Source organism: Streptomyces sp. NPDC058464 (genome assembly GCF_042721035.1).
GTDB lineage: Bacteria > Actinomycetota > Actinomycetes > Streptomycetales > Streptomycetaceae > Streptomyces.
In genome coordinates this window covers 1-25,926 of sequence record NZ_JBHXMA010000079.1, presented here as the reverse complement: position 1 = coordinate 25,926, position 25,926 = coordinate 1, and the positions used below count along the sequence as shown (strand labels likewise).

Here is a 25,926-nt window from a genome sequence, read left to right as displayed (position 1 = left end):
CTTCTGGCCGCCGCGGCCGCCGTCGTCGTGCTCGTCGGTGCCGGTACGTGGACGGCCGTCGCCTCCGACGACCCGCCCCCGGTGCAGCGGACCGACAAGGTCATGGCAGTGGACGGGGTGCGTCTGGACACCTCGTTCTTCACCACCGCCGGCACCGGCCGACGCCCCGCGGTCCTCCTCGCCCACGGCTTCGGCGGCAACAAGGACGACATGCGCGCCGAGGCCGAGGACCTCGCCCGCGACGGCTACGCGGTGCTGACCTGGTCCGCCCGCGGCTTCGGCAGATCCACCGGGAAGATCGGCCTCAACGACCCGAAGGGCGAGGTCGCCGACGTCTCCCGGCTCATCGACTGGCTGGCGACCCAGCCCCAGGTGCAGCTCGACAGCACCGGCGACCCGCGCGTCGGCATGGCCGGCGCCTCGTACGGCGGCGCCATCTCCCTCCTCACCGCCGCCTACGACCACCGGGTCGACGCCATCGCCCCCTCCATCACGTACTGGAACCTCGCGGACGCCCTCTTCCCGAACGGCGTCTTCAAGAAGCTCTGGGCCGGGATCTTCGTCAACACCGGCGGCGGCTGCGCCAACTTCCAGCCCGAGCTCTGCGCGATGTACGACCGGGTCGCCGAGTCGGGCAAGCCGGACGCGGCCGCGGTCAAGCTCCTCCAGGAGCGGTCACCGTCGGCGGTCGGCAGCCGCATCAAGGTGCCGACCCTGCTCTTCCAGGGCCAGACCGACTCCCTCTTCACGCTCTCCCAGTCGGACGCCGCCGCGAAGGCCGTCAAGGCCAACGGCGCACCCGTCGACGTCGACTGGATCGCCGGCGGCCACGACGGCGGCGACCTGGAGACCAGCCGCGTCGAGGGCCGGGTGACGGCATGGTTCGACCGGTATCTGAAGGGTGACAAGGCCACCGGCACCGGGCCCGCGTTCCGCATCACCCGCACCGGAGGCGTCGACTCCACCGACGGCGCCGCCCAGCTGCGCGGCGCGACCGCCGACAGCTACCCCGGCCTGGAGAGCGACCGGAAGAACATCACCCTGAAGGGCGGCACCCAGCGCGTCGACAACCCGGCCGGCGCCAGCCCGCCCGGCGTCTCCGCGCTCCCCGGCCTCGGCGGTGGCGGCCTCGCCCAGCTCTCCTCCCTCGGCGTCGGCGTCTCCCTCGACTTCCCGGGCCAGTACGCCCGCTTCGACTCGGCCCCGACGACCGGCACCGTGCAGATCACCGGCACCCCCACGGCCACCGTCCACCTCACCTCCACCACCGACGACGCCGTGCTCTTCGGCAAGGTGTACGACGTCGGCCCGGACGGCACCCAGCAGGTGCTGCCCTCCCAGCTGGTCGCCCCGATCCGCGTCGAGGGCGCCAAGGCCGGCAAGGACGTCACGATCACCCTCCCGGCCATCGACCACGAGGTGCAGAAGGGCCACCGGCTGCGCCTGGTCCTCGCCTCCACCGACCTCGGCTACGCCTCCCCGGCCGCCCCGGCCACCTACACCGTCTCCCTCAAGGGCCCCCTGAGCGTGCCGACGGCACCCCGCGTGGACACGGCCGCCGCGCCGCTGCCCGCCTGGGTGTGGTGGCTGCCGCTGGCCGGCGCGCTGACCGCGCTGGCCCTGCTGCTCACCGGCCGCCGCCGCACCGCCGGCCCGGCCCCCGCCCCGGCGCTCGCCGAAGTCCCGCTCCAGATAACGGACCTGAGCAAGCGCTACGCGGGTTCGACGGACCGGTACGCGGTCCGGGAGCTGTCCTTCCGCGTCGAGAAGGGCCAGGTGCTGGGGCTCCTCGGTCCGAACGGCGCGGGCAAGACCACCACACTGCGCATGCTGATGGGCCTGATCAAGCCGGACGGCGGTGAGGTCCGGGTCTTCGGCCACGCCATCCGCCCCGGCGCGCCCGTCCTCTCCCGGGTCGGCGCCTTCGTGGAGGGCGCCGGCTTCCTGCCGCACCTGTCCGGCCGGGAGAACCTGGAGCTGTACTGGCAGGCCACCGGGCGTCCGCAGGAGGACTCCCACATCGAGGAGGCCCTGGAGATCGCCGGGCTCGGCGACGCGCTGGCCCGCGCGGTCCGCACGTACTCGCAGGGCATGCGGCAGCGCCTCGCCATCGCCCAGGCCATGCTCGGCCTCCCGGACCTGCTCATCCTCGACGAACCCACCAACGGCCTGGACCCGCCGCAGATCCGCGAGATGCGCGAGGTGATGATCCGCTACGCGGCCGCCGGCCGTACGGTGATCGTCTCCAGCCATCTCCTCGCCGAGGTCGAGCAGTCCTGCACCCACCTCGTGGTGATGGACCGCGGCCGGCTGATACAGGCCGGACCGGTCGCCGAGATCGTCGGCTCCGGCGACACGCTTCTCGTCGGCACCGGCACCCCGGTGGAGGAGCCGGTCGTGGAGAAGGTGGCCGCGCTGCCCGGCGTGGCCTCCGTGACCAGCACGGACGACGGCCTGCTCGTCCGCCTGGAGCCCGGCGCCGGCGCCCCGCGCCTGGTCGCCGAACTCGTCCGGCTCGACGTGCCGGTGGCGTCGGTCGGCCCGCACCGCCGTCTGGAAGACGCCTTCCTGACCCTGATCGGAGGTTCCGCATGAGCACGCTCACCCAGAAGGCCGCGGTGGCCTCCGGCTACCGGGCGGGCCGCACCCTGCCGCTCCGCGTCGAACTCGTCCGCCAGCTCAAACGGCGCCGCACGCTGGCGATGGGCGGCATCCTCGCCGTCCTGCCCTTCGTGCTGCTGATCGCGTTCGCCATCGGCGGCAGCCCGGGCGAACAGAACGGCCAGGTCACCCTCCTGGACACGGCCACCGCGTCCGGCGCCAACTTCGCCGCGGTCAACCTGTTCGTCTCGGCGGGCTTCCTGCTGGTCATCCCGGTCGCCCTGTTCTGCGGGGACACGGTCGCCTCCGAGGCCAGCTGGTCCTCCCTGCGCTATCTGCTGGCCGCACCCGTGCCGAGGGCCCGCCTGCTCTGGTCCAAGCTGGTCGTCGCGCTCGGCCTCAGCCTGGCCGCGATGATCCTGCTGCCGCTGGTCGCCCTGGCCGTCGGTACCGCCGCCTACGGCTGGGGCCCGCTCCAGATCCCCACCGGCGGCGCACTCGACACCGGCACCGCCACCCAGCGTCTCGCGATCGTGATCGCGTACGTCTTCCTGTCCCAACTGGTCACCGCGGCCCTCGCGTTCTGGCTGTCCACGAAGACCGACGCGCCGCTCGGCGCGGTCGGCGGCGCGGTCGGCCTGACCATCGTCGGCAACGTCCTGGACGCCGTCACCGCCCTCGGCCACTGGCGGGACTTCCTGCCCGCGCACTGGCAGTTCGCCTGGGCGGACGCCGTACAGCCGAACCTGGAGTGGTCGGGCATGATCCAGGGCACCGCGGTCTCGATAACGTACGCCCTGGTGCTGTTCGCCCTGGCCTTCCGGGGTTTCGCCCGCAAGGACGTGGTCTCCTAGGTCACCGGACGATCTCCCTCCGGCCTCGACACCCCAGGTCCGTGGCCTCTTCGAGATCCATCCGCAACGCATCGGGGCGCACGTTCCGGCCCCCCGCGCCGTCACAGTCGACGACAAGTCAGGAAGTCGACTCCGACCGGCACAGGGGGCACACACGATGGACCGACACCGGACACGACGAGGAACGTGCGGAGCGCTGCTCGCCGTCACCACGGCCGGCGCCCTGCTCCTGGCGGGCTGCGGAGCCGGCGGCGGCACCCACTACAACGGCCCGGCCTACACCCGCGGCCCCGCCCCCGCCCCCTCCTCCGGAGGGGGCTACGACTCCGCCGAAGCCAACCCCACCGCCTCCGCCCCCGCCTCCGACGACCACCTCTCCACCTTCGCCCTGGACGTCGACACCGCCTCCTACGGCTACGCCCGCCGCACCCTCGCCGACGGCGGCCGCCCCGACCCCTCGACCATCAGGCCCGAGGAGTTCGTCAACAGCTTCCGCCAGGACTACCGCACCCCCGAGCACAACGGCTTCACGGTCACCGTCGACGGCGCCCGCACCAACGACCCGGACTGGTCCCTGGTCCGCGTCGGCCTCACCACCCGCCCCGCCGACGACACCGACACCCGCCCGCCGGCCGCCCTCACCTTCGTCATCGACGTCTCCGGCTCCATGGGCGAACCCGGCCGCCTCGACCTCGCCAAGAAGTCCCTGGACACGATGACCGACCGGCTGCGCGACGACGACTCGGTCGCCCTCGTCACCTTCAGCGAACACGCCGAGACCGTTCTGCCGATGACCCGCCTCGGCGGCCACCGCGCCGAGATCCACGACGCCGTCGACGGCCTCGAAGCCCTCTCCTCCACCAACCTCGGCGAGGGCGTCGAGACCGGCTACGCCACCGCCGTCGAGGGCCTGCGCAGGAACGCCACCAACCGCGTCGTGCTCATCTCCGACGCCCTCGCCAACGACGGCGAGACCGACCCGAACGCCATCCTCGAGCGCATCGACGGCGACCGCCGCGAGTACGGCATCACCCTGTTCGGCGTCGGCGTGGGCAGCGACTACGGCGACGCCCTCATGGAACGCCTCGCCGACAAGGGCGACGGCCACACCGTGTACGTCGCCGACACCGCGACCGCCGACGACGTCTTCTGCCGCCAACTCCCGCAGAACATCGACCTGGTGGCCCGCGACGCCAAGGCCCAGGTGGCCTTCGACCCGCACACGGTCACCGACTTCCGCCTGATCGGCTACCAGGACCGCAAGGTCGCCGACCAGGACTTCCGCAACGACGCGGTGGACGGCGGCGAGGTGGGCCCCGGCCACACGGTGACCGCCCTCTACGCGGTGCGCACCAAGCCCGGCACCGACGGCCACCTCGCCACCGCCACGGTCCGCTGGCTGGACCCGAACACCCGCACCCCGCACGAGAACACGGGCTCGATGGAGACAGACGCCTTGCACGGCAGCGTCTGGACGGCGTCTCCTCGCTTCCAGGTAACAGCGGTGGCGGCCTACTTCGCGGACGCGCTGGCGGGCGGGGAGTACGACGTCCCGGGAAGCCCGGGCCTGGGCAGGCTCCAGGCCCGCGCTGAGACTCTGGCAAGGACGACGGAGGACAAGGATGTATCGGACCTCGCGACAGCCATCCGAGAGGCGGAACGATCCAACTCCGCGAGCTGAGGCGCCCCTTCAGGGGCGCGGGGAACTGCGCGACCAGCCCCCACCCACCCGCACCCGAACACTCAACCGTCCGAACCCATTGACCTCCCCTTACTTCCGAGTAAGTTGACGCCCCATGAGCGTACGCAGCGACCTCGGACGAGCCCGCCGACGCACCGACCTGGCCGACCGGGGCAAGGTCGAGGTCGTCAAGGACGCGGCCGGCGTCGTACGGGAGGCGCGCCGACCGCCCCTCGCCGCCCCGCTCACCATCGGCTCCCTCGCCGACCTCCCCTTCACCAACGCGGCGGAGGAACCCCACGCCACGGCGATCCGCCGCAGCGAGGGCCCCGTCACGGCAGCCGCGTTCGCCGCTCAAGTAACCGCCGTGGCGAAGGGGTTGATCGGCGCCGGCCTCGCCGCAGGCGACCGCGTCGCCGTCATGTCCCGCACCCGCTACGAGTGGACGGTCCTCGACTTCGCCATCTGGGCGGCCGGCGGTGTGACCGTCCCGGTCTACCCCACCTCCTCCGCCGACCAGGTGGAGTGGATCGTCCGGGACTCCGGCGCCCGGCACGTCGTCACCGAGACCCCGGAGAACACGGCGACCGTCACCACCGGCACGGCCGCCCACCCCCACCCCCCGCGCATCTGGGAACTCGACGGCGACGCGCTCACCGACCTCACCCTCCTCGGCCGGGAGATCCCGGACGAGGAGGTCACCAAGCGCCGTGGCACCCTCACCCCCGACACCATCGCCACGGTCTGCTACACCTCCGGCACCACCGGCCGCCCCAAGGGCTGCGTCCTCACCCACGCCAACCTGCACGCCGAGGCCGCCAACACGGTCGAGCTGCTGCACCCCGTCTTCCAGGCGGTCACCGGCCAGACCGCCTCCACCCTGCTGTTCCTGCCGCTCGCCCACATCCTGGGCCGTACGCTCCAGATCGCCTGCCTCCTGGGCCGGATCGAGATGGGCCACTTCCCGAGCGTGAAACCGGACGAACTGCGGCCCGCACTCCGGGAGTTCCGGCCGACGTTCCTGGTCGGGGTGCCGTACCTCTTCGAGAAGATCCACGACACCGGGCGGGCGACGGCCGAGAAGATCGGCAGGGCCGCCTCCTTCGACCGGGCGGAACGGATCGGCGTGCGCTTCGCCGAGGCCTACCTGAACAGGTTCCTCGGCACGGGGAAGGGCCCCGGGCCCGGCCTGTACGCCGCCTGGGCGCTGTACGACCTGCTGGTCTACCGCCGGATCCGCAAGGAGCTCGGCGGCCGGATGCGGTACGCCGTCAGCGGCGGCTCACCGCTGGACCGCGACCTCAACCTGTTCTTCCACGCGGCCGGGATCGTCGTCTACGAGGGCTACGGCCTGACCGAGACCAGCGCGGCCGCCACCATCGTGCCGCCGCTGGCGCCCCGCCCCGGCACGGTCGGGCAGCCCATCCCGGGGACGGCGGTCCGGATCGCCGACGACGGCGAGGTACTGATCAAGGGGCCGGTGGTGTTCGGGGCGTACTGGAACAACCCGGCCGCGACCGCCGAAGTACTGCCGGACGACGGCTGGTTCGAGACCGGGGACCTCGGCGCGCTCGACGCGGACGGCTATCTCACCATCACCGGCCGCAAGAAGGACATCCTGGTCACCTCCGGCGGCAAGAACGTCTCCCCGGCCGTCCTGGAGGACCGGCTGCGCAGCCGGTCACCGGTCGGCCAGTGCCTGGTCGTCGGCGACAACCGGCCGTTCGTCGCCGCCCTGATCACGCTGGACCCCGAGGCGGTCGCGCACTGGCTGTCCGTACGGAGGCTGCCGTCGGACACCCCGCTCGCCGAGCTGGTGCGCGACGACCGGATGCGGGCCGAGGTGCAGAAGGCGGTCGACCACGCCAACCAGGCCGTCTCGCGGGCCGAGTCGATCCGCGCCTTCGCCCTGGTCGAGGGCGAGTTCACCGAGGACAACGGGCTGCTCACGCCGTCCCTCAAGGTCAAGCGGCACGCGGTCACGGCCCGCTTCGCGGCCGAGATCGAGGCGCTGTACCGCAAGTAGCCGCAAGTAGCCGCAAGTAGCCGCAAGTAGCCGCACGGAGCAGCACGGAGCAGCACGGAGCACGACGAAGGCGGCGGGCCACCGGAAGACCGGTGACCCGCCGCCCGCGGAGCGTTCGGACTACTTGTTGCCGACGCCGTTCGCCGAGAGGACCGCGATGTCGTCCAGGATGTGCGACAGCGGCTCGTCGCCCTTGGCCTGGGTGGAGTTCTCGACGCACTGCTGGTTCTGCGGCGCGGAGAGGATCGGCACGTCCTGCAGGACGCCGACGGCGGCGGCGCCGGCGATCACGCTCTGGATGTTGGCCTTGACCGGCAGAGCGATGCACGGCTTGTTCAGCGTGCCCTGGACCAGCGAGAGCTGCGGGCTCTGGTCACCGAACGTGGCCGAGTTACCGAACTCGGACTTGGCGCCGTTTCCGCTGGCCGAGGTGGTGCCGTGGTCGTTGCCGGTCGCCAGGGCCTGGGGGGCAGCCGTGACGGCGAGACCGGCAACGGTGGCGGCGACAGCCGCGGTTGCCCACAGCTTCTTCATGTTTGTTCCCTTCGAAAAGGCGGACTCCGGGGAGGAGCTGCGTGATCATCAACGGTTGTGGACCTGCCGGGGTTGCGTCCTTTGCCCCGATTGGAGTAGCTCAGTGCGATAACTCGACAAACGCCCCGGTCGCCCGGGATCGAGGGACGGCGCCTCACAGGCCGACGGGCCGCCGAGAAGTCGGCGGCCCGTCGGCCGAGGGTCCTTGGGAGGTGTTCGGGGCGCGCCCTGACTACCGGTTCTTGGCGCCGTTCGCGGCCAGGATCGCGATGTCGTCCAGGATGTGCGACAGCGGCTCGTCGCCCTTGGCCTGGGTGGAGTTCTCGACGCACTGCTGGTTCTGCGGCGCGGACAGGATCGGCACGTCCTGCAGCACGCCGACAGCGGCGCCGACGGCGGCCACGCTCTGGAGGTTCAGCTTCGCGGGGAGGGCGATGCACGGCTTGTTGAAGGAGCCCTGGATGAGCGCCATCTGAGGGCTCATGTTGCCGTACGTGGCGGAGTTGCCGAACGACTGGAAGGCGCCGTTGCCGCTGGCCGAGGTGGTGCCGTGGTCGTTGCCGGTGGCCAGGGCCGGCGTTGCCGCCGCGGCCGAGACACCGACGAAGGAGGCTGCGACAGCGGCGGAGGCCAGAATCTTCTTGATCACTTGTCAATTCCCTTCTGAGGACACCCCGTCCACCGGAGCGCTCTGGTCAACTGCCTGTGATCCGGTTGGTTGCTCCCCTTCACCCCAATGGCCCACGGCCCGGAAAGCCTCGATTCCGTCGCCTGCCCAGTGTTCACGGGGAATTTCGGCCGAGCCGCCGGTCCGATCGGGTGACGTACTGCGCCCGTGCCGCAACCATTCCGGATGGGGGCGGTTGATGCCGGGCAGGAACGTCCGTCTTGGCGTAAAGCCGGGAAAGGAAAAGCGAAATGCTGAAGAAGGCAATGGCCGCGGCGGCGGTCGCTGCGGCCGTCGTAGGTGTGTCGGCGGCGGCCACTCCCCAGGCGCTTGCCACCGGCAACGACAACGGCACCACCTCCGCGAGCGGCAACGGCGCCCACGAGGCGTTCGGCAACGCGGTCACCAAGGGCAACATGAGCCCGCAGGCCACCCTGGTCGGAGGCTCGCTGAACAAGCTCTGTGTCGGCCTGCCCGCGAAGGCGAACGTCCAGAGCGTGGCCTCCGTTCTCGCCTCCGTCGGCGTCCTGCAGGACGTGCCGATCCTCTCCGCGGCACAGAACCAGCAGTGCGCCGAGAACTCCACCCAGGCCAAGGGTGACGAGCCGCTGTCGCACCTGGTGGACGACATCGCGGTGCTCTCCGCCAACGGCGTCGCCAACAAGTGACCCCGGCCTCGTGAGGTCTGCCCGGGCGACGGCGTGTGCTCATGCGCCGTCGCCCGGGCGGCTTTCGTCGCAATTCCTGCTGCCCCTCCGGCGACGCCTTTTAGAAGAACCGTTTCCCCTCTGTTGCGTCAATTCCGGGAAGGCGATCGAGTGAATTACCGGACGGCACGCGTTCCGTAGTTTCCTCGCCGTCTATTCCTCGTTCTACAGCCTGCCGGTCATGGTGCGAGCCGTCCATGCTGTGCTCGCTCGGTTTCGGCCGTCACACGGGCATGACCGCAGAGAAGGGAAAGCTCATGAAGAAGACCGCTGCTGTCATCGCCGGCGCGATCCTGGCCCTGGGCGGCGCCGCCCCCGCCTTCGCGGACGCCGGTGCCCACGGTGCCGCCATCGGCTCCCCGGGTGTCCTCTCGGGCAACGTGATCCAGGTCCCGATCCACATCCCGATCAACGTCTGCGGCAACAGCCTCAACCTCATCGCGGCGCTGAACCCGACGCTCGGCAACACTTGCGTCAACGACTGACGACACCACGCAGCGCACAAGCCCCACCGGCTGCGTCACGGCCGGCCTCGGACCGGCGATCCTTCGCATCCGCGTTCCGAGGCCGGCTTTCCCACTTCTTCAAGCAGGAAGACAACGAGATTGCGACAGACCCTCAGCAGGGGAATGGTCGTGGCCGCCGCTGCGACGAGCATTCTGTCCATGTACGGCACTCCCGCGTTCGCCGAGACGGACGCGACCGGGGCCGCGGGAGGCTCGCCGGGTGTCCTGTCCGGCAACAACGTCCAGGCCCCGGTGAACGTGCCGGTCAACATCTGCGGCAACTCGGTCGACGCCGCAGCCGCGTTGAACCCGGCCTTCGGCAACTCCTGTGCGAACGAGTCCCCTTCGGGAAAGCACGCCCGCACCCACGGGAAGCCGTACGGCGACTCGGCCTACGGAGACCTGGGCCATGGAGACTCGCCCTACGGCAACGCCGGTTACGGCGACACCGGTTACGGGGACACGGGTTACGGCAACTCGGACTACGACAACCCGGGTTACGGCACCTCCACCCCACCCGGCCCCCGCGAGACCCCCCAGCCCTACGGCCGGACGACCCCGCCCGGGTACGGTCACGAGACCCCACCCGCGTACGGTCACGAGGCTCCGCCGTCCTACGGCCACGAGGCTCCGCCCACGCACGGAGGCGACAACTCGCCCTCCTGCCACGAGACTCCGCCGGGCCACTCGTCCCCGCCGGGTGAGTCGTCGCCTCCGGGCCACTCGACACCTCCGGGCCACTCGACGCCCCCGGGTGAGACGACTCCGCCGGAGCACTCGACTCCTCCGAGTCAGTCGACCCCGCCGGAGCACTCGACTCCTCCGAGTCAGCCGACCCCTCCCCAGCAGTCCACCCCGCCGGGGCACTCGACGCCGCCCGGTCAGTCGGCTCCGCCCGGTCAGGCCACTCCGCCCGCCGGTGGTCAGCAGCACTGGGCGCCGCCCGCCCTGGCGCACACCGGTGCCGAGGCGATGGTCGCCACCTCGGCGGCCAGTGCCGTGCTGATCGCGGGTGGGACGATCCTGTACCGGCGCGGTCGGACCGGCTCCCGTCGGTCGTAGCGGAGGCGGGTGCCGGACGCCGTGAACGCCCGGCACCCCTCCGTCAGCTGCGGACCGGGTCCGGTGCCGCCGACTCCCGGCGCCCCGCCGGGATGCCCCAGCCGGCCGGCCCGGAGCGCAGCCGCCGCCGTACCCCGCGCACCAGCGTGCCCGCGGTGAAGCCGGCGCCGTGCACGAAGCGCATCGCCGGACCGAAGCCCGCGGCCGTGATCAGACCGGCCAGGAACAGCCCGGGGTACGAGGACTCGAAGTCCCGGCCCACCTCCGGTGCCCCGTCGGCCGCCGTCACCAGCGTCGAGCGCAGCTCGTCGGCGAGCAGCCCGAGCCGGTCCCGGGTCGCCCGGAACCCCGTGGCGGCGATGACGTGCTCGGTCTCCAGGGTGGCCGTGCGGCCCCCGGCTCCCGCCATGTCCAGGCGTACCCCGTCCACCGTCGCCCGGGCCGCCGTCACCTCCCGGTCGAGCAGCACCTCCACCCCGGCCTCCACCCGCTCCCGCACCCACCAGGCACCGGCCGGACCGAGCGCGGTCGCCGCGATCCGCGCCCGGGTCGGCTCCGCGAGCCGCCGGTACAGGCCCGGCCGCTCCGAGTAGAACCAGTTGCGCCAGCCGGGGCCGAGACCGCTGTGCGGGGAGCGGACCGACTGCCACCAGGGGCGCTGCCAGGGCGGTGGCACGTCGTTCCAGAACAGCTGGTCCGCGCGCACCAGCACCCGTACCCGGCTGTCCAGGTCGGCGAGGAGCGCGGCCGTCTCCAGGGCCGCCTGACCGCCGCCGATCACCGTGACGTCCCGGCCCCGGAAGCGGTCGAGGTCGGCGTGGTGGCTGCTGTGCGAGACCTGGTCGGGGGAGAGGCCGCGCAGGGCGGCGGGGATCTCGACGAACGGCAGTACGCCGACGGCGAGGGCGACCGTCCGGCCGCGCAGGACCTCGCCGTCCGCCGTCGTCGCCTCGAAGCCGCCGGCGCGCGGCGCGACGCGGGTGACCATGCGTTCGTCGACGGGCGGGGCGGCGTTGCGGGCGAACCACAGGCCGTACTCGGCGAACATGTCCAGCGGGATCGGCTCCCCGTGCCGGGCCGCCACACCGCGGCCCGCGCAGTAGACGTCCAGCCGCCAACGCGCCTCGGGGTCGGAGAGGTTGGAGGCCCAGGGCTCGGACTTGAGGAACATCCCGCGGGGCATGTTGTCCCGCCAGGAGGCCATCGGGCGGCCGAAGACCCGCACGTTCAGGCCCGCCGCCGCGGCGTGGGACGCGATGGACAGGCCGTACGGGCCCGCGCCCACCACCAGCAGGTCGTACATCAGCAGCTGCTCGCTTTCTCGTCGTCGGACCGGTCGGGCTGACCGGAGAGGCCGGGGAGGCCGGGGAGGCCGGAGGCTCCGGGTGCGGCGGACACACCGGCCACACCGGTGAGTTCCTCGCCCCGGGCGGCGGGCACGGGGGAGTGCGGGGGCGATACCTGCACGGCACCGCCGTCGTGCAGCCGGTCGAGGAGCCGGCCCGCCACGTGCCGGCACCACAGCGCCCACATCGCGAGGCCCGGCCCGCGGTCGTCCGGCGCGGACCAGGCCAGCTCCCGCCCGCGCGGGGCCGGGCGCAGCGCGCTCAGCGGCGCGTAGTTCTCCACCACGAAGGCCCGCCCGGCCAGTGGCACCCCGTCCGGCAGCGGACGATGGGTCAGGTCCAGGTGCAGCGCGCGTACGACGTCCAGGCCCGCGCTGTCGGTGAAGAGCCGGAACTGGGCGCCCGGACGGGGGTTGAAGTCGAGGAGGTGGTAGCGGCCCGTGGTGCCGCAGCGCCGGAAGTCCAGGTCGAAGATGCCCCGGAAGCCCAGCTCGCCGGTGATCCGCTCGGCCAGTCCCTGGACCTGCGGATTGGGTGTCCACAGGCCGACCGCGGTCAGTCCGGCGCCGCGCGGCCAGGCCCGCTGCTTGCGGCCGGGGCCGCCCGCGCGCACCGTCCCGGTGCGGTCGGCGTAGCCGTGGAAGAACCAGTCGCGGTCCGGGCCCGGCGGCAGGAACTCCTGGAGCAGCAGCGGGCTGCCCGCCTCCCCGCCGCGCAGGAACAGCTCCCGTGCCTCCTGCGCCGAGCGCACCACGACCGTGCTGCGCAGCCCGGACCCGGCCGGCAGCAGCCAGGGCCGGCTCCACTTGGCGATCACCGGCAGCCCGAGCCGCCGGGTGGCGGCGGCGGCCTGTTCGGCGCTGTCCGGGACCAGGGTCAGCGGGTGCGGGATCCCGGCGGCGGCGCACACCTCGGCCAGCTCGGCCTTGTCGGCGACGCGTTCGGGCAGGGCGCCGGGCTGCTGCGGGAGCAGGTAGGCGGGCGTGAGGTCCTCGCGGAGCCGGCCGGCCGCGATGGCGCTCGCGTCGTCCATCGGGATCAGCACCGCCGGACGGGCGATCCGTGTCGCCACCCGCCGCAGCACGGCCACGATCTCGGCGGGCGACGCGCCCGGCGCCGGCGGCGGATGCAGCTGCCGTACGAAACGGGACTTGCGGACCGGGCTTCCGTCGGAGTCGGCGACCACATGGACGTCCACCCCGGCTCTGCCGAGCGAACGCACGGCCCCCAAGGTGCCGTGGTGAAAGGGATTCCGGTCGATCCGCAGCAGAACCGCGGGGACCCGGATGTCTAGCAGCGACACGGACCTTTTCCTTTGCGTCGGTTCACCCGTGCGGGCGTTCGGGGCACCCGAAAGCCGCAACCGCACTGGCGGAATTCATATTGATATGACTGAGTGTCAGTAGCTGGCACTTCCTCAGGGATTCTGCAAACGGACGAGAACCGGTGGAGAAAGGAGCAGGCATGGCCCCACAGCAGCGAAAGCGGCCGAGGTCCCGGTGGTACCGGCCGGCCGTGGTCACGGCGGCCGTCGTCGTCGCCTCGGCGACCCTGGCGACCGGTCCGGGATTCGCCGCGGGTGCGGGGGCGGCGCGGGTCACGGACCCACCGGCTCCGACACCCACGACGAACGTCCCGAGACCCACGACGACCGTCCCGGCACCGACGACGACCGTCCCGAGACCCGCGACCACCGTCCCGGGACCCACGGCGAGCGTCCCGGCACCGACACCGGCGGCGAGCCTCCCGAAGCCCGCGACGGCCGTTCCGATGCCCACGACCTCCGTCCCGGCATCGGCGGCACCGCTGCCGGACCCGGCCGCCCACGGACCGGGCGGCACCGTGCCGGCCATGGCGGCGCCCCCGGCCTTCGGGGCGTTCCTCGACTCCGGGCCGCTGGGCGTCGCCCGCATGGCCCAGCTGAGCAGCTGGCTCGGCGGCACCGAACTCAAGGTCGCGCACACGTATCTGCCCGGCAACCGCTGGTCGGACATCGAGGGCGCCCCCGGTTTCCTGGACGTCTGGGCGCACTGGCGACGGGAGAGGGCCGAGCGGACCCTCGTCCTCAACGTGCCCATGCAGGAGCGCAACGAGGAGGGCATCGGGGACGACGATGTCCGCGCGCTGCTGCGGCAGGGCGCGGCCGGGCAGTTCGATCACCACTTCCGGGCCCTGGCCGAGCGGCTGGTGGATCTGAGGGTGCCGGACACGGTGATCGTGCTCGGCTGGGAGATGAACGGCACTACCTACACCCATCGTTGCGGGCCGGACCCGGAGGCCTGGAAGAAATACTGGAACAGGATCGTCACCACCATGCGGGCGGTGCCGGGCCAGAGATTCCGGTTCGACTTCACGCCGAGCCGGGGCCGCGACGCCGTACCGTGGACGGAGTGTTATCCCGGGGACGACACGGTCGACATCGTCGGTATGGATTCGTACGACCAGCCGACCGGACTTTCCTTCGACCAACAGGTGCGGGAGCCTTACGGACTTCAGCAGCACGTGGATTTCGCGAAGGCCCACGGGAAACCCATTTCCTATCCGGAATGGGGTCTCTTCCGCAACGGTGACAACGCCGAGTACATGCGGCGGATGCTCGCCTGGATGGACGAGCACAAGCCGCTGTACAACACACTGACCGACTACTGCCCGCACGGTGTCTGGCAGTGCTCGGCCAACCCGCGCTCCGCGCACGTCTACCGCGCGGCCCTCTTCGGCCGCCCCGACGCCCCGGCACCGACCCCGACGGCGACACCGACGCCGACCGTGACTCCGACTCCGAAGCCGGACATCTCGGCCCCGGCTCCGGCCACGAGCCCGAGTCCGAGCCCGAAGCCGGGCGCCACACCCCCGTCCAACTGCACGCCGATGGACCTGGGCGCCTGGGTCGAGTACTGGCTCGGCGGGAAGCTCTGCATCCGCCTCGACTGGTGGTCGCGCACGCCGGGCACCCCCTAGTCCTGCCGGCGTTGCTTCCATCGGTGCCGCACCTCCTTGATCCGCTGCCGGGCGGCGGCGTCGCACAGCGCCGCCGTCAGCAGCGGGGCGGTGCGCCGCCGGGCCAGCAGCAGCCGCTGGTTGACGACCGGCCGGGGCCGCCAGTGGTGCTTGTACGGCTCGTCGCCGCGCAGCAGGCTCAGCGCGCCCCGCTCACCGGTACCGGTGTGCTGGGTGCAGGCGTCCAGGAGCATCACCGCGACGTCCGCCTTGCGCTCCCGCAGCCGGGGATGCGCCCCGTACAGGTAGCCGCCGGCGAGGCTCGGCGACAGCAGGGTCAGGTCGACGGCGACCACCTCGTCGTCGAGCCGGAACTCGGTGACCACCGCGTCCCCGGACCGCACCATCGGCCCCACCGAGCGCACCAGATGCTCCTGGAACCGGGACTGGAGGTGCTCGGTGGTCACCTTCCGTCCCTGCCACTGCAGCCGGTGCAGATCGAGGAGGCGGCGCAGCGCCGCGTCCACCCCGTCGGGCGGTACGGCGTCCCGGTGCACCCCGAGCGAGCCCAGCTTGCGCAGCTTGGCACGGACCCGCTGCTGGGCCTTGTTCGAGGGCAGTCGGCCGACCAGCTCGTCCATCGACACGGCCGGCAGCTCCAGGCACAGCGAGTCGGGCACCTTCCGGCACGGCCCGTGCCAGCGCTCGTAGACCCGCTCCGCCGCGGCGCCGGGCCGCACCTCGCGGAAGTCGATCAGCGCCGTCCGGGCCGCCTCCGCCAGCTCCCGGGTGAGCGCGTCCGCCACCCGGCCGTCGTCGGCGTCGGCGAGCAGCACGTCCGCGTAGTCCGAGATCGCCCCGCCGAGCGGCACCAGTGTGGGCAGCGGGCGGTGCACCAGCATCAAGGGGGCCGCGCCGACCAGTTCACCGCCGTAGCGCACCAGGACGAGGCGGAGCCGGCCGGGGATCCCGTACGAGCGCCACCAGGAGTGCAGCCAGGCGTGGCTCTGGAACGGGGTGGCGGTGCCGCACCGCCGGTAGAGGCGGCCCCAGACCGGGGCCAGCCCGGCGAAGGCGGCCTCGTCGGTGACGAGTTCGGTGGTGTACGCGGCCAGCGTCGGGTGGGCCGTCGTCGTCACAGCTGTCCGTGTACGTCGGCGGCGACGGCCGGACCGGGCACCGAGGCCTGCAGGGCAGTGTCTTCCGGGCGGCGCCGGGGGCGGACAAGGAGCACCAGGCCGCCCAGCAGCCCGCCCGCGCTCGCGCCCACCAGACCGGTCACCTTCGGGGACGCCGAGGCGGGCGCGGCCGGCTTCAACGCCCGGGAGAACTGGAGGAGTTCGACGTTCGTGTCGCCCTTGGTGTCGTTGGCGTGCCGGATGAGCGAGCGGGCCACCGCGTTCGCCATGTCGGTGGCCTGGAGGGCGTGCGGCGAGGTGGCCGAGACGGCGATCATCGGCGCGTCCGGCGAGGTCTCCGTCTGCACGCTGTTCTGCAGCGTCTTCACCGGCACCCCGGCCCACATCTGCGCGTCGTCGAGCACCGCGAGCTGGGTGGCGACCCGGCCGTAGGCCTGCGCGAACCCCTGCGCGGAGGCGGTGTCGGTCTTGTCGGCGGGCACGGCGACGACATAGCTGGTCGCCGAGTAGCTGCGCGGCGTCAGCACGCCGTAGGCGCCGCCCAGCAGCCCGCCCGCGATGACCCCGGCCGCCAGCAGCGACCAGGGCGGGACCGCGCGGGCGAACGGGCGCGGCGCTCGGATGGGGTTCTCGGTCATGGCGTACTGGCTCCCTGGGGTGTGGTGGCGAGTGCGGCCGCGTAGACGTCCATGAGCTGGGCGGCGCTGCGGGTGATGCAGTAGTGACGGGCGGCGTCCGGTGCGCCGCGCGGGCCGGGTCCGGCGGCGCGGGCGGCGGCCAGCGCCCCGGCGTAGGCGTCCGCACCGCCCTCGACGCGGCGGGCGCCCGGGGCGGCGGCGGGCGGCAGGTCCTCGATCGCCGGGCAGGAGCTGTAGAGCACGGGCAGCCCGGCGGCCAGCGCCTCGACGACCGCGAGCCCGAACGCCTCCTCGGCGCAGGGCGAGGCGAACACGTCCATGGCGGCGGTGAGGGCGGGCAGGTCGGGGTCCTGGTCGCTGTCGGAGGCGTAGGGCCGCTCACCGGCGAACAGCACCCGGTCGGCCACCCCGGCGTCCCGGGCGGTGCGCCGCAGCGCGTCCTCCTCCGGGCCGCCGCCCACCAGCAGCAGCCGCGAGTCGGAGGGCAGTCGGGCCAGAGCCTCGATCAGGACGCCGAACCGCTTGCCGGGCGCGAGCCGTCCTACGGCACCGACGACCCACGCGTCCCCCGGGATGCCGAGGCGGTCGCGGACGCGCTGCCGCCGGGCGGGGTCGAAGCGGAACCGCTCCATGTCGATGCCGTTGGGGACGACCTCGATCCGCGGCCCCGGCACCCCCCACCGGCGCAGCCGCTCGGCGACGGTCGGCGAGACGGCCACCGTGGACCGCCCGAGCCGCTCACCGGCCAGGTACAACGCCCGTACCCCCGACGTCAGTTCACGCCCCTCCAGCTGAGAGTCGCCGAGCGAGTGCTCGGTGGCGACGACGGCCCGGACCCCTGCGAGCCGCGCGGCGATCCGGCCGTAGAGGCAGGCCCGGTAGAGGTGGGTGTGGACGAGGTCGTAGCGGCCCCGGCGGATCAGCCGGACCAGCCGCGGCAGCGCGGACAGGTCCCGGTTCCCGGCCATCCCGAGGTGGACCACCCGCACCCCGTCCGCCGCCAGCCCGTCCGCGACCGACCCCGGGTTGGTGAGCGTGACGACGTCGCAGGAGACCGGCAGGTGCCGCAGCAGCAGCCGCAGTTGCTGCTCCGCACCGCCGACCCCGAGGCCCGTGATGACGTGGAGGGCCTTCATCTCACAGCCCCTCGACGGGACGGCGGCGCAGCCGGTGCAGCCGGTACTTCAGGAAGAGGCGCGGGGCGTTGTCGTTCTGCCCGACGTGCACGCGGGGCAGGGCGTGCGGCCCGTTCAGCGGCCCGGGGTCGATGGCGCAGGCGTAGCCGTACCCGGCGTCCCGTACGGCGTCGACGGCGCGTTGGTCGACCGTGCCGTAGGGGTAGCAGAAGCCGTCCACGGGGGCCTGGACCAGCTCCTCCAACTGCGCTCGGCTGTCGGCGACCTCGGCCCGCAAGGTCGTCTCGTCGGCCTTCGTCAGGTCGACGTGGGTGAGCCCGTGCGAACCGATCTCCACCCCGCCCCTGGCCGCCCGCCGGATGCCGTCGGCGGTGAGCAGCGGCTTGCGCGGGCCCAGCGGGTCCCAGGCGTTGTCGCCGCCGAGCCGCCCCGGCAGGACGAAGAGGGTGGCGCCGCAGCCCCAGCGGTCGAGGACGGGCAGCGCGTGGTCGAGGAAGTCGGCGTACCCGTCGTCGAAGGTCAGCCCCACCAGCCGGCGCCCCTCGCCGCGGGCGCGGGCGGCGAGCAGCTCGGCGACCGACACCCCGCGCAGCCCCCGCCGGCGCAGCCAGCCCAGCTGTCTCTCCAGGCGCTCGGGGGTGACGGTGATGCGGTACGGATCGTCGGAACAGTCGCCCACGGAGTGGTACATGGCGACCCAGGGGACGGGGCCGGTGACGTGTCCGGCCTTCTCGGCCTTCTCGGCCTTCTCGCCGGACTCGCCGGACTCGGTGGACTGGGCGGACTCGGTGGACTCAATGGAAGACGGCATGCGCGAGCCTTCGGGTGACGGTGGCTACGGAACGGAGTGCGGGTGCGAAGCCCTGGGCGTCCAGGGCCCAGCCGAGCAGGACGAAGACGACGGTGACGGCCGTGGCACCGGCGGCCAGACCGGCGAACGGGTCCGCCGGACGCGCGGCGACGAAGATCCCGACGGCCGCCGCGACCACGGCCGCCCGCACCGGCCGGCTCAGCTCGACCAGCACCCGCCGGGTGCGGATCGGGACGCTGCGCGGGCCCATGCCGGCCAGCAGGAACACGGCGGTGGCGGTGATGCCGGTGGCGTTGGCGGCGGCGATGCCGGTGACGCCGTACGGGCCCACGGTCAGGGCGCCGATCCAGGAGGTCACCACGATCCCGGCGGCCATGGCGCCCACCGGGTACCAGGTGGCGCGGCCCGCCGAGAAGTAGGAGCGGACCAGCACGCCCACCAGGGTCTGCCCGAGCAGCCCGAGCGCGTAGACCCGCATCACCCCGGCCGTGGCGGCGGTGTCCGCGGCGGTGAACGCCCCGCGCTGGAACAGCAGTCGGATGAGCTGCGGCGCACAGGCCACGACCACGGCGGTGCCGAGCAGCACCACGCTCGCGGCCACCGAGAGATCCCGCTCCACCCGGCTCCGGGCCCGCTCGGTGTCGCCCTCGGCCAGCGCCCGGGCCACCACCGGGAAGGTGACCGTGCACAGCATCATCGACATCGTCATCGGGATCTGCGCGACCTTCTGCGCGTAGTTCAGGTGCGAGATGGCCCCGGAGTGCAGGTGCGAGGCGAGGAACCGCTCGATCAGCACCTGCGACTGCCGGCACAGCGCGAACAACAGCACGGTGGCCATCAGCGCCACGTTCAGCGGCCGTTCCTCGGCGACGGCCGCGCTCTCCCGCGCCTTCGGCCGGTGCCGCAGCCGCCGCAGCAGCGCGGGCAGCTGGACGACGACCATCAGGGCGCCCCCGGCCGCCACCCCGAACGCGGCCGACCGGACGCCCCAGTGGCCGCCGAGCGCGAACATCGCCACGATGATGCCGGCGTTGTAGGCGACGTAGATCGCGGCCGGCGCGAGGAAGTGCCGGTGCGCGCGGAGGGCGGCGCTGCAGTACCCGGCCAGTCCGAAGGTCAGGACACAGGTGGCGGTGAGCCGGGTGCAGCCGACGGCGAGCGCGGGATCGCGCAGACCGGGCGCGAGCACCTCGACGAGCTGCGGGGCACCGCCGATGAGCAGGGCGCCGACGGCGGCGAAGGCGAGGCTCAGCCTGGGCAGCGTCCCGGCGACGAGGGCCCGCACGGGGTCGCCGGGCGCCCCCTGCGCCCTGCGCGCGAGGGCCATGCTGAACGCGGGAACGAGCGCGAAGGCCAACCCGTCCTCGATGAGCAGCGTCGCGGCGAACTCGGGAATGGTCCACGCGACAAGAAACGCATCGGTGTCCCGCCCGGCCCCGAAGAGCCGCGCGAGCGACTGATCCCGGACGAGCCCGAGCAGCGCCCCCGCCACGGAGAAGACGGCGGTGACGAGAGCGGCCTTGGCGAGGACTCCACGAGTTGGGCCGGCATTCTCGGCGCCGGCGTCGACAACTCCCTTCTTGGGGGCGCTGGGCTGTGACATGTGCGGCTCCGCCGCGTGGGCGCGATCAACCCCCACCGGCCCGCAGCCGACATCCGACCCTTCCACCCCCGGCGCCGCAGTCATCCCGCACGCTCCGCCCCCACCAACGCCCACCACGCCACCACCCCGAACACCACCGCCGTGAGCACGGTCGACGGCCCCCCGATGTCGCCGTACGCGAAGTCGACGAGCTGCCAGATCAGCAACCCGCACCCCACCAGCGCACAGTCGACGCCGTCGCCGTCACCACCCCGCACCCGCCACAGCCCCCGCAGCCCGCACGCCAGCAGCGCCAGCCAGCTGCCCGCCAGCGCCAGCAGACCGAGCAGCCCCTGCTCGCTGAGCACGAGCAGATACATGTCGTGCGGCGACAGCAGCGGCTGCTTCCGGTACGCGGCCCCCGCCCCCTCCGTGTCGCTCCCGGACGACAGCGCCAGCGAGGCGTGCGCGTCCCGGTACGCCGGGAAGTTCTTCAGGCCGACGCCGGTCACCGGGTGCTCCCGCCACATCCCCGTCGCCGCCGCCCACAGCGTGTACCGGTCGACCACCGACTGGTCCGGCGCGTCCGTGACCTGCCCGATGCTGCTGATCCGCTCCTGCAGCATCGCCGTACCGACCCCGAAGCCGCCCACCAGCACCACACCGGCCGCGGCCGCGACCGCCGCCACCTTCAGCGCCCGCCGCAGCCCGGCCAGGACGAGCTGCACACCGCAGGTCAGGACGGTCGCGATCCAGGCGCCCCGGCTGAAGGACACGGCCAGCGGCAGCAGCAGCCCGAGCGCGCACGCGCCCGCCGCCACCCGCTGCCGTACCGGCGCCCGCCCGAGCGCCAGCCCGAGCGCGCACACGAGGCCGAAGGACACCACCGTCGCCATGCCCATCACGTCCTGCGGCCCGAACGTGCCGACCGCGCGGATCTCCTCGCCCTGGTACGACGCCCCGGTCCCGGTGACGTACTGGTGCACCCCGACCGCGCCCTGCCAGACCGCGAGCCCCACGAACGACCAGGCGAGGAGGCGGAAGTCGGCGCGGTCCCGGACCAGGAGCACGACGGCGGCGGGGACCAGGACGAACACCTGGAGGTAGCGGCCGAGGCCGGTCAGCCCGGCGCCCGGCGAGGCCGCGCCCATCGCGGCGACGGCCAGCCCCACGACCGGCATGCCGAGCACCGCCACGGCGGTGGCGGACAGCGGTCGCCGCCGAGCCCGCAGCGTGCGCAGCGCGGCGTACAGCACCACAAGGGCGGACACCGCATCGGCGGGCCCGGCACCGCCCTCCCCGCCGCCCGGGGCGAGCGGCAGTGCGAGGACCGCGAGGACCGCGACCGCGGCCAGCACCGGCGGCAGCCGCAGCGGCCTGGCCGGCGACAGTGCGAAGCTCATCCTCAGCTCCCCGTCGAGCGCACGAGCGAGGCCGCGGTGCGCAGCAGGATGCAGACGTCCTGCCACAGCGACCAGTTGTCGATGTAGGCGTTGTCGAAGCGGGCCCGGTCCTCGATGGAGGTGTCGCCGCGCAGCCCGTTGATCTGGGCGAGGCCGGTGATGCCGGTCTGCATGCGGTGGCGGGCCGCGTAACCCGGGTAGGTCTGGCTGAACTGGCCGACGAAGTACGGTCGTTCGGGGCGCGGGCCGACCAGGCTCATGTCGCCCCAGAGCACGTTCCACAGCTGGAGCAGCTCGTCGAGCGAGGTCTGGCGCAGGAAGCGGCAGAAGCGGCTCATCTGGACCTCGCCGGCCACGCTCCACCGGGTGGCGGCCTCGTGCTCGTCGACCGGGCGGTGGGTGCGCAGCTTCAGCAGGGTGAAGGGGCGGCCGCCCTTGCCGATGCGCTCCTGCCGGAAGACGACGCCGGGTCCGTCGGTGAGGCGGAGCACCGCCGCGCACACCAGCAGCAGCGGGCCCGCCAGCACCAGTGCCGCCCCGGAGACGGCGATGTCGAGGATCCGCTTGCCGACGGTGCCGCGCCGCCGTGAGCCCATCTCCAGGCGGCGGCAGGAGAACCCGGCGAGCTGGTCGCGCATCTCGTACACCGGTGAGTCCGCGTCGACCTCCCACACCACGCAGCCCGACTCGGCCAGCGCCCGCAGCAGCGGGCCCTGTTCGGTGCGGACGGCGGGGTGGACGGTGAGGACGGCCCGGACCCCGTTCTGGATGAGGGCCCGCTCGACCTCCTCGCCGGTGGTCAGCACGGGCAGGCCCTCGGGGCCCTCGGGGTGGTCGGCGACGACGCCCACCGGGCGCACCCCGCAGCCGGGGTGGCGCAGCACGGCGGCGGCGACCCGCTGGGCGGTGGCGGCCGGGCCGACGACCAGGGCGGCGCGCGGCCGGCGCAGCAGGGCGAGGCGGCGCCGCCAGTGCACCAGGCCGCGGCCGGCGGCGGCTGCCGCCGCGTGCAGGGCGAAGCCGAGGAGCAGGACGCGGGCGGGCAGCGCGCGGTCCGGGTCCCAGGCGGCGAGGGCCGCGGCCAGGCCCAGCCAGACGACGGCGATCCGGCCGCAGACGACGGGGAGTTCGTCCAGGATCCCGGTCATCCGCCGGATGGTCTGCGGGCGCAGCAGTATCGCCCCGGCCACCAGCACACCGACCAGGACGGGCCGGCGGACGGCCTCGTCGAGCGCGGCCGCGCCGAGCAGCGCGGCACACAGGTCGGCGGCGAGCAGCGGCACCGGGGAGGCGGGCCGCGCGGGCGGCCGCCGCAGCGGGAACCGGAAGCCGCCGGCCGCGCGCGACGGCAGGACCGAGACAGGCGAGAGCCCGTGGTCCCGGGGCTGCGGGCCGGGGGAGGAGACGGTGCTTTCCGCGGTCACGAGTGGATGGACTCCCTGCACTCGAAGGACACCAGCGGCCGCCCGCCGAGGAGTTCGCGGTACAGCTCCGCGACCGCCTCCGCCGTGCGCCGCACATCGTGCGTGGACAGGACGTGCCGGCGCCCCTGGCCGCCGAGCGACGCGCGCAGCTCCGGGTCCAGGAGCAGCGCGGCGACGGCCCCGGCGAGCGCGCCCGGCCGCCCCGGCGGGACCAGGCAGTGCGCCGCGTGGCCGGGCGGCAGGCTCTCGCGGGCGCCGTCGACATCGGTGACCAGCACCGGCCGCCCGCAGGCCAGCGCCTCCAGCGGGGCCAGGGCCATGCCCTCCCAGCGGGAGGGCAGCACCACCAGGTCGGCGGCCCGGTACCAGGGGCGGACGTCCGCGACGGCGCCCGCGAACTCGACCGAGGCGGGGGCGAGCCGGCGCAGCGCGGCCTCGTCGGGCCCGTCGCCGACCAGGGCCAGCCGGGCGTCCGGTACCCGGCGCAGCACCTCGGGCCAGGCCCGCAGCAGCACGTCCTGGCCCTTCTGCCGGCACAGCCGCCCGACACAGACCACCAGGGGCGCGCCGCGGCCTGGGGCTTCGGTGGCGCCGGGGGTTGCGGTGGCGCCGGGGGTTGCGGCGTGGCCCGGGGTGAAGTGCCCGGTGTCGATGCCGTTCGGCACGACGGTGTAGCGGGCGCGGATCCCGGCGCGTACGCCGGTCGCACGCTCGGCCTCGCTGACGCACACCACCCGGTGCGCCCAGCGCGCGCCCCACCGTTCCCACCGCAGTGCCAGCGCGGCGGTGGCGCCGCCGACCGCCTCGAAGGACCAGGCGTGCGGCTGGAACAGGGTGGGGACGCGGCCGCGTACGGCGAGCCGGCCGGCGAGCCCCGCCTTCGCGCTGTGCGCGTGCACCAGTGCGGGCCGTACCTCGTCGAGCAGCCGGGTGAGGCGTCGGACCTCGTCCGGGAGACCGGCGCCCGGGGAGCGGTCGGCGCGCCACCCGCGCACCTCGGCGCCCAGGGCCCGCGCGCGTTCGGCCAGTTCACCGCCGGGGCAGGCCACCGTGACCCGCAGACCGGCCGCGAGCTGGGCCTTCGTCAGGTCCAGGACGACCCGGGCCACTCCGCCCCCGACGGGTTGCGTCAGATGGAGGACCCGCGGCCGAGGGTCGGTTGCTGATCGGTGCATACGCGGATTTCCTCGCTCACGGGGGGCGCTCGGGACTGCGGGCCGGAACGCGCCGCACTACGGCGCGTCCACAGCGGCGAAGAGCGCGCCCGCCCACGCCGCGTCGCGCTGGGAAACGAGCCTGAAGGTCAGCTGGTCACCGCCCTGGGCGAGACCAGTACCTAGATCGAACACATCCGAGTCGTAGCCGAGCGTGTTGACGTACGCGGGCTCACGCCGGGCGCGTACCGGGCCGGGTTCGTTGATCGTGGAGTTGAGTACGTCGTCGGCCGGGTCCGCGGAGTCCTGGAGGGGGACGGGTGCGTGGCCGGCGGTGGTGTAGGTGAGCGAGTCGCCGGTACCGCCCCGGTCGCCGTTGTAGGCCACCAGACCCACCTGACCTCCGGCGCCACGCGGGGCGTGTAGCCCGTTCAGCCGAATCTCGGCCGGTCGGTCCAGGGAGTCGAAGCCGTCCTGGAGGGAGAGCGTGCGCCGCGGTTGCGCCGGGTCCTCGTACGCCACGACCAGCGTCCAGCCGCCCCAGGCGCCGGACCGGGACCTCCCCATCGCCACGTTCACCTGGCCGACCGTCCACAGCCCCGAGCCGCTCGACCGGACCAGGCGGGTGACGTCGGCCGAGGCCTGGAAGGCGTCCGCGCCGCCGGCCACCCGGTGGCCCACCACGGTGTCGGCGAGCAACTCCTTGTAGGAGCCGCCGGGTTCGGCGATCAGCACCCGCCCGTCGTCCCGCGCCGGTTTCTGCTCGCCGGCCAGCAGGTTGCCGCCCCAGTACAGCCGCGCGTACGTCACCCGGGAACCCGCCGGCAGCCGGAGCTCGGCGCGGGAGGAGTTGTAGGTGTCGGGGTCGCTGTCGACGTCGACGTAGAACATGTCGAAGTTCCCGTTCACCGCCGGGACTTGGCCCTCCCGGGCGGCCGGGCAGGGCGGCTCGGCCGGGCCGGTGGCCTTGGTGCGGCAGCTGATGGACGTGTTGGCCGCGCGGGCGAAACCGCCGTGCTGCACCGCGTGGTAGCGCTCGGCGAACGGGATGCGCGCGGACTCCGGGGCGGGCGGGGCGGTCGCCCGGGCGGCGGTGCCCGGTGCCCAGATCGCGGCGAGGGCGAGTGCGCCGACCGACGCGCGTCGCAGCAGCGGCGGGCCGAGGGGATTGCGCATGACCGGCTTCGCCCTTTCGGGGAGTGGGAGAAAGAGTGCAATGTGATGGCAATGCGGGCAAGTCGGGAGATGCGCAACTCTAGTCTCTATCCGTACTAATCCGGCGAAACCGATCAAGTGTGTCGGATTGGTGAAGGAGGGCTCCGTGGAGATCACTCCTTTGGCGGCACAACCCGGGCCGGTGCCGCGCGTTGACACAGCGCTGGGCATCCGCCCGGATGTTTGTTTCGACCCCAAGGAGCATCTCTCCATGTCGCGTATCGCGAAGGGCCTGGTCCTGTCCACCGCCGCCGTCGCGGCCGTCGCCGGCGGCGCCGGTGTGGCTGCCGCCGACAGCGGCGCGAACGGCGTCGCCGCGCACTCCCCGGGCGTGCTGTCCGGCAACGTGATCCAGGTTCCGATCCACGTGCCGATCAACGTCTGCGGAAACACGATCAACGTGATCGGCCTGCTGAACCCCGCGTTCGGCAACACCTGCGTCAACGACTGACGCAGGGGCTGTTCCCTTTCGGCCGGCCGCCCGCCCGCGCACCCCGCGGACG

General features: G+C 73.4%; 22 protein-coding genes. 9 read left to right on the top strand and 13 right to left on the bottom strand.

Annotation, left to right across the window (positions count from 1 at the left end; genetic code table 11):
• From ACFWPQ_RS49835 to ACFWPQ_RS49820, 4 genes are all read left to right on the top strand, one after another.
• The coding region (locus tag ACFWPQ_RS49835) for a CocE/NonD family hydrolase (protein WP_384051396.1) at positions 1–2,595 on the top strand (2,595 nt) is incomplete at its 5' end.
• Positions 2,592–3,455 (top strand): ABC transporter permease, encoded by an 864-nt coding sequence (locus ACFWPQ_RS49830; protein ID WP_384051393.1) that lies wholly within the window; start codon positions 2,592–2,594, stop codon positions 3,453–3,455. The genes ACFWPQ_RS49835 and ACFWPQ_RS49830, both read left to right, overlap by 4 nt.
• Positions 3,456–3,612: 157 nt before the next feature.
• Complete coding sequence (locus ACFWPQ_RS49825; protein ID WP_384051390.1) at positions 3,613–5,136, top strand: von Willebrand factor type A domain-containing protein; 1,524 nt, start codon at positions 3,613–3,615, stop codon at positions 5,134–5,136.
• Positions 5,137–5,251: 115 nt separating this feature from the next.
• Positions 5,252–7,162 (top strand): AMP-dependent synthetase/ligase, encoded by a 1,911-nt coding sequence (locus ACFWPQ_RS49820; protein WP_384051387.1) that lies wholly within the window; start codon positions 5,252–5,254, stop codon positions 7,160–7,162.
• A 120-nt stretch (positions 7,163–7,282) separates the two neighbouring features.
• Here ACFWPQ_RS49820 and ACFWPQ_RS49815 read toward each other — a convergent pair whose 3' ends face one another.
• Positions 7,283–7,696: a rodlin gene (locus ACFWPQ_RS49815; protein WP_384051384.1), complete on the bottom strand. Its 414-nt coding sequence runs from the start codon at positions 7,694–7,696 to the stop codon at positions 7,283–7,285.
• Between the two features lie 232 nt (positions 7,697–7,928).
• Positions 7,929–8,345 carry a rodlin gene (locus ACFWPQ_RS49810; RefSeq protein ID WP_361289106.1) on the bottom strand — a complete coding sequence of 139 codons (417 nt, stop codon included), beginning with the start codon at positions 8,343–8,345 and terminating at the stop codon, positions 7,929–7,931.
• A gap of 269 nt (positions 8,346–8,614) precedes the next feature.
• On the opposite strand from ACFWPQ_RS49810, the gene ACFWPQ_RS49805 reads away from it, so the two are divergent.
• The 3 genes from ACFWPQ_RS49805 (at position 8,615) to ACFWPQ_RS49795 (ending at position 10,638) form a co-directional block, all read left to right on the top strand.
• Positions 8,615–9,031, top strand: coding sequence for a rodlin (locus ACFWPQ_RS49805; protein ID WP_384051381.1), 417 nt, complete (start codon positions 8,615–8,617; stop codon positions 9,029–9,031).
• A 296-nt stretch (positions 9,032–9,327) separates the two neighbouring features.
• Complete coding sequence (locus ACFWPQ_RS49800) at positions 9,328–9,555, top strand: chaplin (RefSeq protein WP_384051378.1); 228 nt, start codon at positions 9,328–9,330, stop codon at positions 9,553–9,555.
• Positions 9,556–9,735: 180 nt separating this feature from the next.
• Positions 9,736–10,638: a chaplin family protein gene (locus tag ACFWPQ_RS49795; protein WP_384051375.1), complete on the top strand. Its 903-nt coding sequence runs from the start codon at positions 9,736–9,738 to the stop codon at positions 10,636–10,638.
• A 43-nt stretch (positions 10,639–10,681) separates the two neighbouring features.
• Here ACFWPQ_RS49795 and ACFWPQ_RS49790 read toward each other — a convergent pair whose 3' ends face one another.
• Positions 10,682–11,941, bottom strand: coding sequence for an NAD(P)-binding domain-containing protein (locus tag ACFWPQ_RS49790; RefSeq protein WP_384051372.1), 1,260 nt, complete (start codon positions 11,939–11,941; stop codon positions 10,682–10,684).
• A complete protein-coding gene (locus ACFWPQ_RS49785) occupies positions 11,941–13,287 on the bottom strand; it encodes an ATP-grasp domain-containing protein (RefSeq protein WP_384051369.1) in 1,347 nt (448 codons plus the stop codon). The genes ACFWPQ_RS49790 and ACFWPQ_RS49785 overlap by 1 nt, the downstream gene beginning before the upstream one ends.
• Before the next feature lie 161 nt (positions 13,288–13,448).
• On the opposite strand from ACFWPQ_RS49785, the gene ACFWPQ_RS49780 reads away from it, so the two are divergent.
• Complete coding sequence (locus tag ACFWPQ_RS49780; RefSeq protein ID WP_384051366.1) at positions 13,449–14,942, top strand: glycoside hydrolase family 26 protein; 1,494 nt, start codon at positions 13,449–13,451, stop codon at positions 14,940–14,942.
• On the opposite strand, the gene ACFWPQ_RS49775 is transcribed toward ACFWPQ_RS49780, so the two are convergent.
• From ACFWPQ_RS49775 to ACFWPQ_RS49735, 9 genes are all read right to left on the bottom strand, one after another.
• Positions 14,939–16,060 (bottom strand): GNAT family N-acetyltransferase, encoded by a 1,122-nt coding sequence (locus ACFWPQ_RS49775; protein WP_384051363.1) that lies wholly within the window; start codon positions 16,058–16,060, stop codon positions 14,939–14,941. The genes ACFWPQ_RS49780 and ACFWPQ_RS49775 overlap by 4 nt on opposite strands.
• A complete protein-coding gene (locus ACFWPQ_RS49770) occupies positions 16,057–16,698 on the bottom strand; it encodes a lipopolysaccharide biosynthesis protein (protein WP_384051360.1) in 642 nt (213 codons plus the stop codon). Before ACFWPQ_RS49770 ends, ACFWPQ_RS49775 begins: the two co-directional genes overlap by 4 nt.
• Positions 16,695–17,834 carry a glycosyltransferase gene (locus ACFWPQ_RS49765; protein ID WP_384051357.1) on the bottom strand — a complete coding sequence of 380 codons (1,140 nt, stop codon included), beginning with the start codon at positions 17,832–17,834 and terminating at the stop codon, positions 16,695–16,697. Before ACFWPQ_RS49765 ends, ACFWPQ_RS49770 begins: the two co-directional genes overlap by 4 nt.
• 1 nt (position 17,835) lies before the next feature.
• A complete protein-coding gene (locus ACFWPQ_RS49760) occupies positions 17,836–18,525 on the bottom strand; it encodes a polysaccharide deacetylase family protein (protein WP_384051399.1) in 690 nt (229 codons plus the stop codon).
• 103 nt (positions 18,526–18,628) lie between these two features.
• Positions 18,629–20,248 (bottom strand): murein biosynthesis integral membrane protein MurJ, encoded by a 1,620-nt coding sequence (murJ, locus tag ACFWPQ_RS49755; protein ID WP_384051354.1) that lies wholly within the window; start codon positions 20,246–20,248, stop codon positions 18,629–18,631.
• An 80-nt stretch (positions 20,249–20,328) separates the two neighbouring features.
• Complete coding sequence (locus ACFWPQ_RS49750; protein WP_384051351.1) at positions 20,329–21,630, bottom strand: O-antigen ligase family protein; 1,302 nt, start codon at positions 21,628–21,630, stop codon at positions 20,329–20,331.
• A 2-nt stretch (positions 21,631–21,632) separates the two neighbouring features.
• Positions 21,633–23,054 carry an exopolysaccharide biosynthesis polyprenyl glycosylphosphotransferase gene (locus tag ACFWPQ_RS49745; protein ID WP_384051347.1) on the bottom strand — a complete coding sequence of 474 codons (1,422 nt, stop codon included), beginning with the start codon at positions 23,052–23,054 and terminating at the stop codon, positions 21,633–21,635.
• The gene (locus ACFWPQ_RS49740; RefSeq protein WP_384051344.1) at positions 23,051–24,229 is read right to left on the bottom strand and encodes a glycosyltransferase; all 1,179 of its coding nucleotides are present in this window, start codon (positions 24,227–24,229) and stop codon (positions 23,051–23,053) included. The genes ACFWPQ_RS49745 and ACFWPQ_RS49740 overlap by 4 nt, the downstream gene beginning before the upstream one ends.
• 57 nt (positions 24,230–24,286) lie before the next feature.
• Complete coding sequence (locus ACFWPQ_RS49735) at positions 24,287–25,384, bottom strand: DUF3344 domain-containing protein (RefSeq protein WP_384051341.1); 1,098 nt, start codon at positions 25,382–25,384, stop codon at positions 24,287–24,289.
• Between the two features lie 250 nt (positions 25,385–25,634).
• On the opposite strand from ACFWPQ_RS49735, the gene ACFWPQ_RS49730 reads away from it, so the two are divergent.
• Entirely contained in the window at positions 25,635–25,874 is a 240-nt protein-coding gene (locus tag ACFWPQ_RS49730) for a chaplin (protein ID WP_359222408.1), read from the top strand.
• Positions 25,875–25,926 lie beyond the last annotated feature (52 nt).

What these genes read in the sequence shown, in the direction of transcription:
- ACFWPQ_RS49830 (WP_384051393.1), top strand. Translation starts at nt 2,592, where the DNA reads ATGAGCACGCTCACCCAGAAGGCCGCGGTGGCCTCCGGCTACCGGGCG.
- ACFWPQ_RS49825 (WP_384051390.1), top strand. Translation starts at nt 3,613, where the DNA reads ATGGACCGACACCGGACACGACGAGGAACGTGCGGAGCGCTGCTCGCC.
- ACFWPQ_RS49820 (WP_384051387.1), top strand. Translation starts at nt 5,252, where the DNA reads ATGAGCGTACGCAGCGACCTCGGACGAGCCCGCCGACGCACCGACCTG.
- ACFWPQ_RS49815 (WP_384051384.1), bottom strand. Translation starts at nt 7,696, where the DNA reads ATGAAGAAGCTGTGGGCAACCGCGGCTGTCGCCGCCACCGTTGCCGGT.
- ACFWPQ_RS49805 (WP_384051381.1), top strand. Translation starts at nt 8,615, where the DNA reads ATGCTGAAGAAGGCAATGGCCGCGGCGGCGGTCGCTGCGGCCGTCGTA.
- ACFWPQ_RS49800 (WP_384051378.1), top strand. Translation starts at nt 9,328, where the DNA reads ATGAAGAAGACCGCTGCTGTCATCGCCGGCGCGATCCTGGCCCTGGGC.
- ACFWPQ_RS49795 (WP_384051375.1), top strand. Translation starts at nt 9,736, where the DNA reads ATGTACGGCACTCCCGCGTTCGCCGAGACGGACGCGACCGGGGCCGCG.
- ACFWPQ_RS49790 (WP_384051372.1), bottom strand. Translation starts at nt 11,941, where the DNA reads ATGTACGACCTGCTGGTGGTGGGCGCGGGCCCGTACGGCCTGTCCATC.
- ACFWPQ_RS49780 (WP_384051366.1), top strand. Translation starts at nt 13,449, where the DNA reads ATGGCCCCACAGCAGCGAAAGCGGCCGAGGTCCCGGTGGTACCGGCCG.
- ACFWPQ_RS49770 (WP_384051360.1), bottom strand. Translation starts at nt 16,698, where the DNA reads ATGACCGAGAACCCCATCCGAGCGCCGCGCCCGTTCGCCCGCGCGGTC.
- ACFWPQ_RS49765 (WP_384051357.1), bottom strand. Translation starts at nt 17,834, where the DNA reads ATGAAGGCCCTCCACGTCATCACGGGCCTCGGGGTCGGCGGTGCGGAG.
- ACFWPQ_RS49760 (WP_384051399.1), bottom strand. Translation starts at nt 18,525, where the DNA reads ATGTACCACTCCGTGGGCGACTGTTCCGACGATCCGTACCGCATCACC.
- murJ (WP_384051354.1), bottom strand. Translation starts at nt 20,248, where the DNA reads ATGTCACAGCCCAGCGCCCCCAAGAAGGGAGTTGTCGACGCCGGCGCC.
- ACFWPQ_RS49750 (WP_384051351.1), bottom strand. Translation starts at nt 21,630, where the DNA reads ATGAGCTTCGCACTGTCGCCGGCCAGGCCGCTGCGGCTGCCGCCGGTG.
- ACFWPQ_RS49740 (WP_384051344.1), bottom strand. Translation starts at nt 24,229, where the DNA reads ATGCACCGATCAGCAACCGACCCTCGGCCGCGGGTCCTCCATCTGACG.
- ACFWPQ_RS49735 (WP_384051341.1), bottom strand. Translation starts at nt 25,384, where the DNA reads ATGCGCAATCCCCTCGGCCCGCCGCTGCTGCGACGCGCGTCGGTCGGC.
- ACFWPQ_RS49730 (WP_359222408.1), top strand. Translation starts at nt 25,635, where the DNA reads ATGTCGCGTATCGCGAAGGGCCTGGTCCTGTCCACCGCCGCCGTCGCG.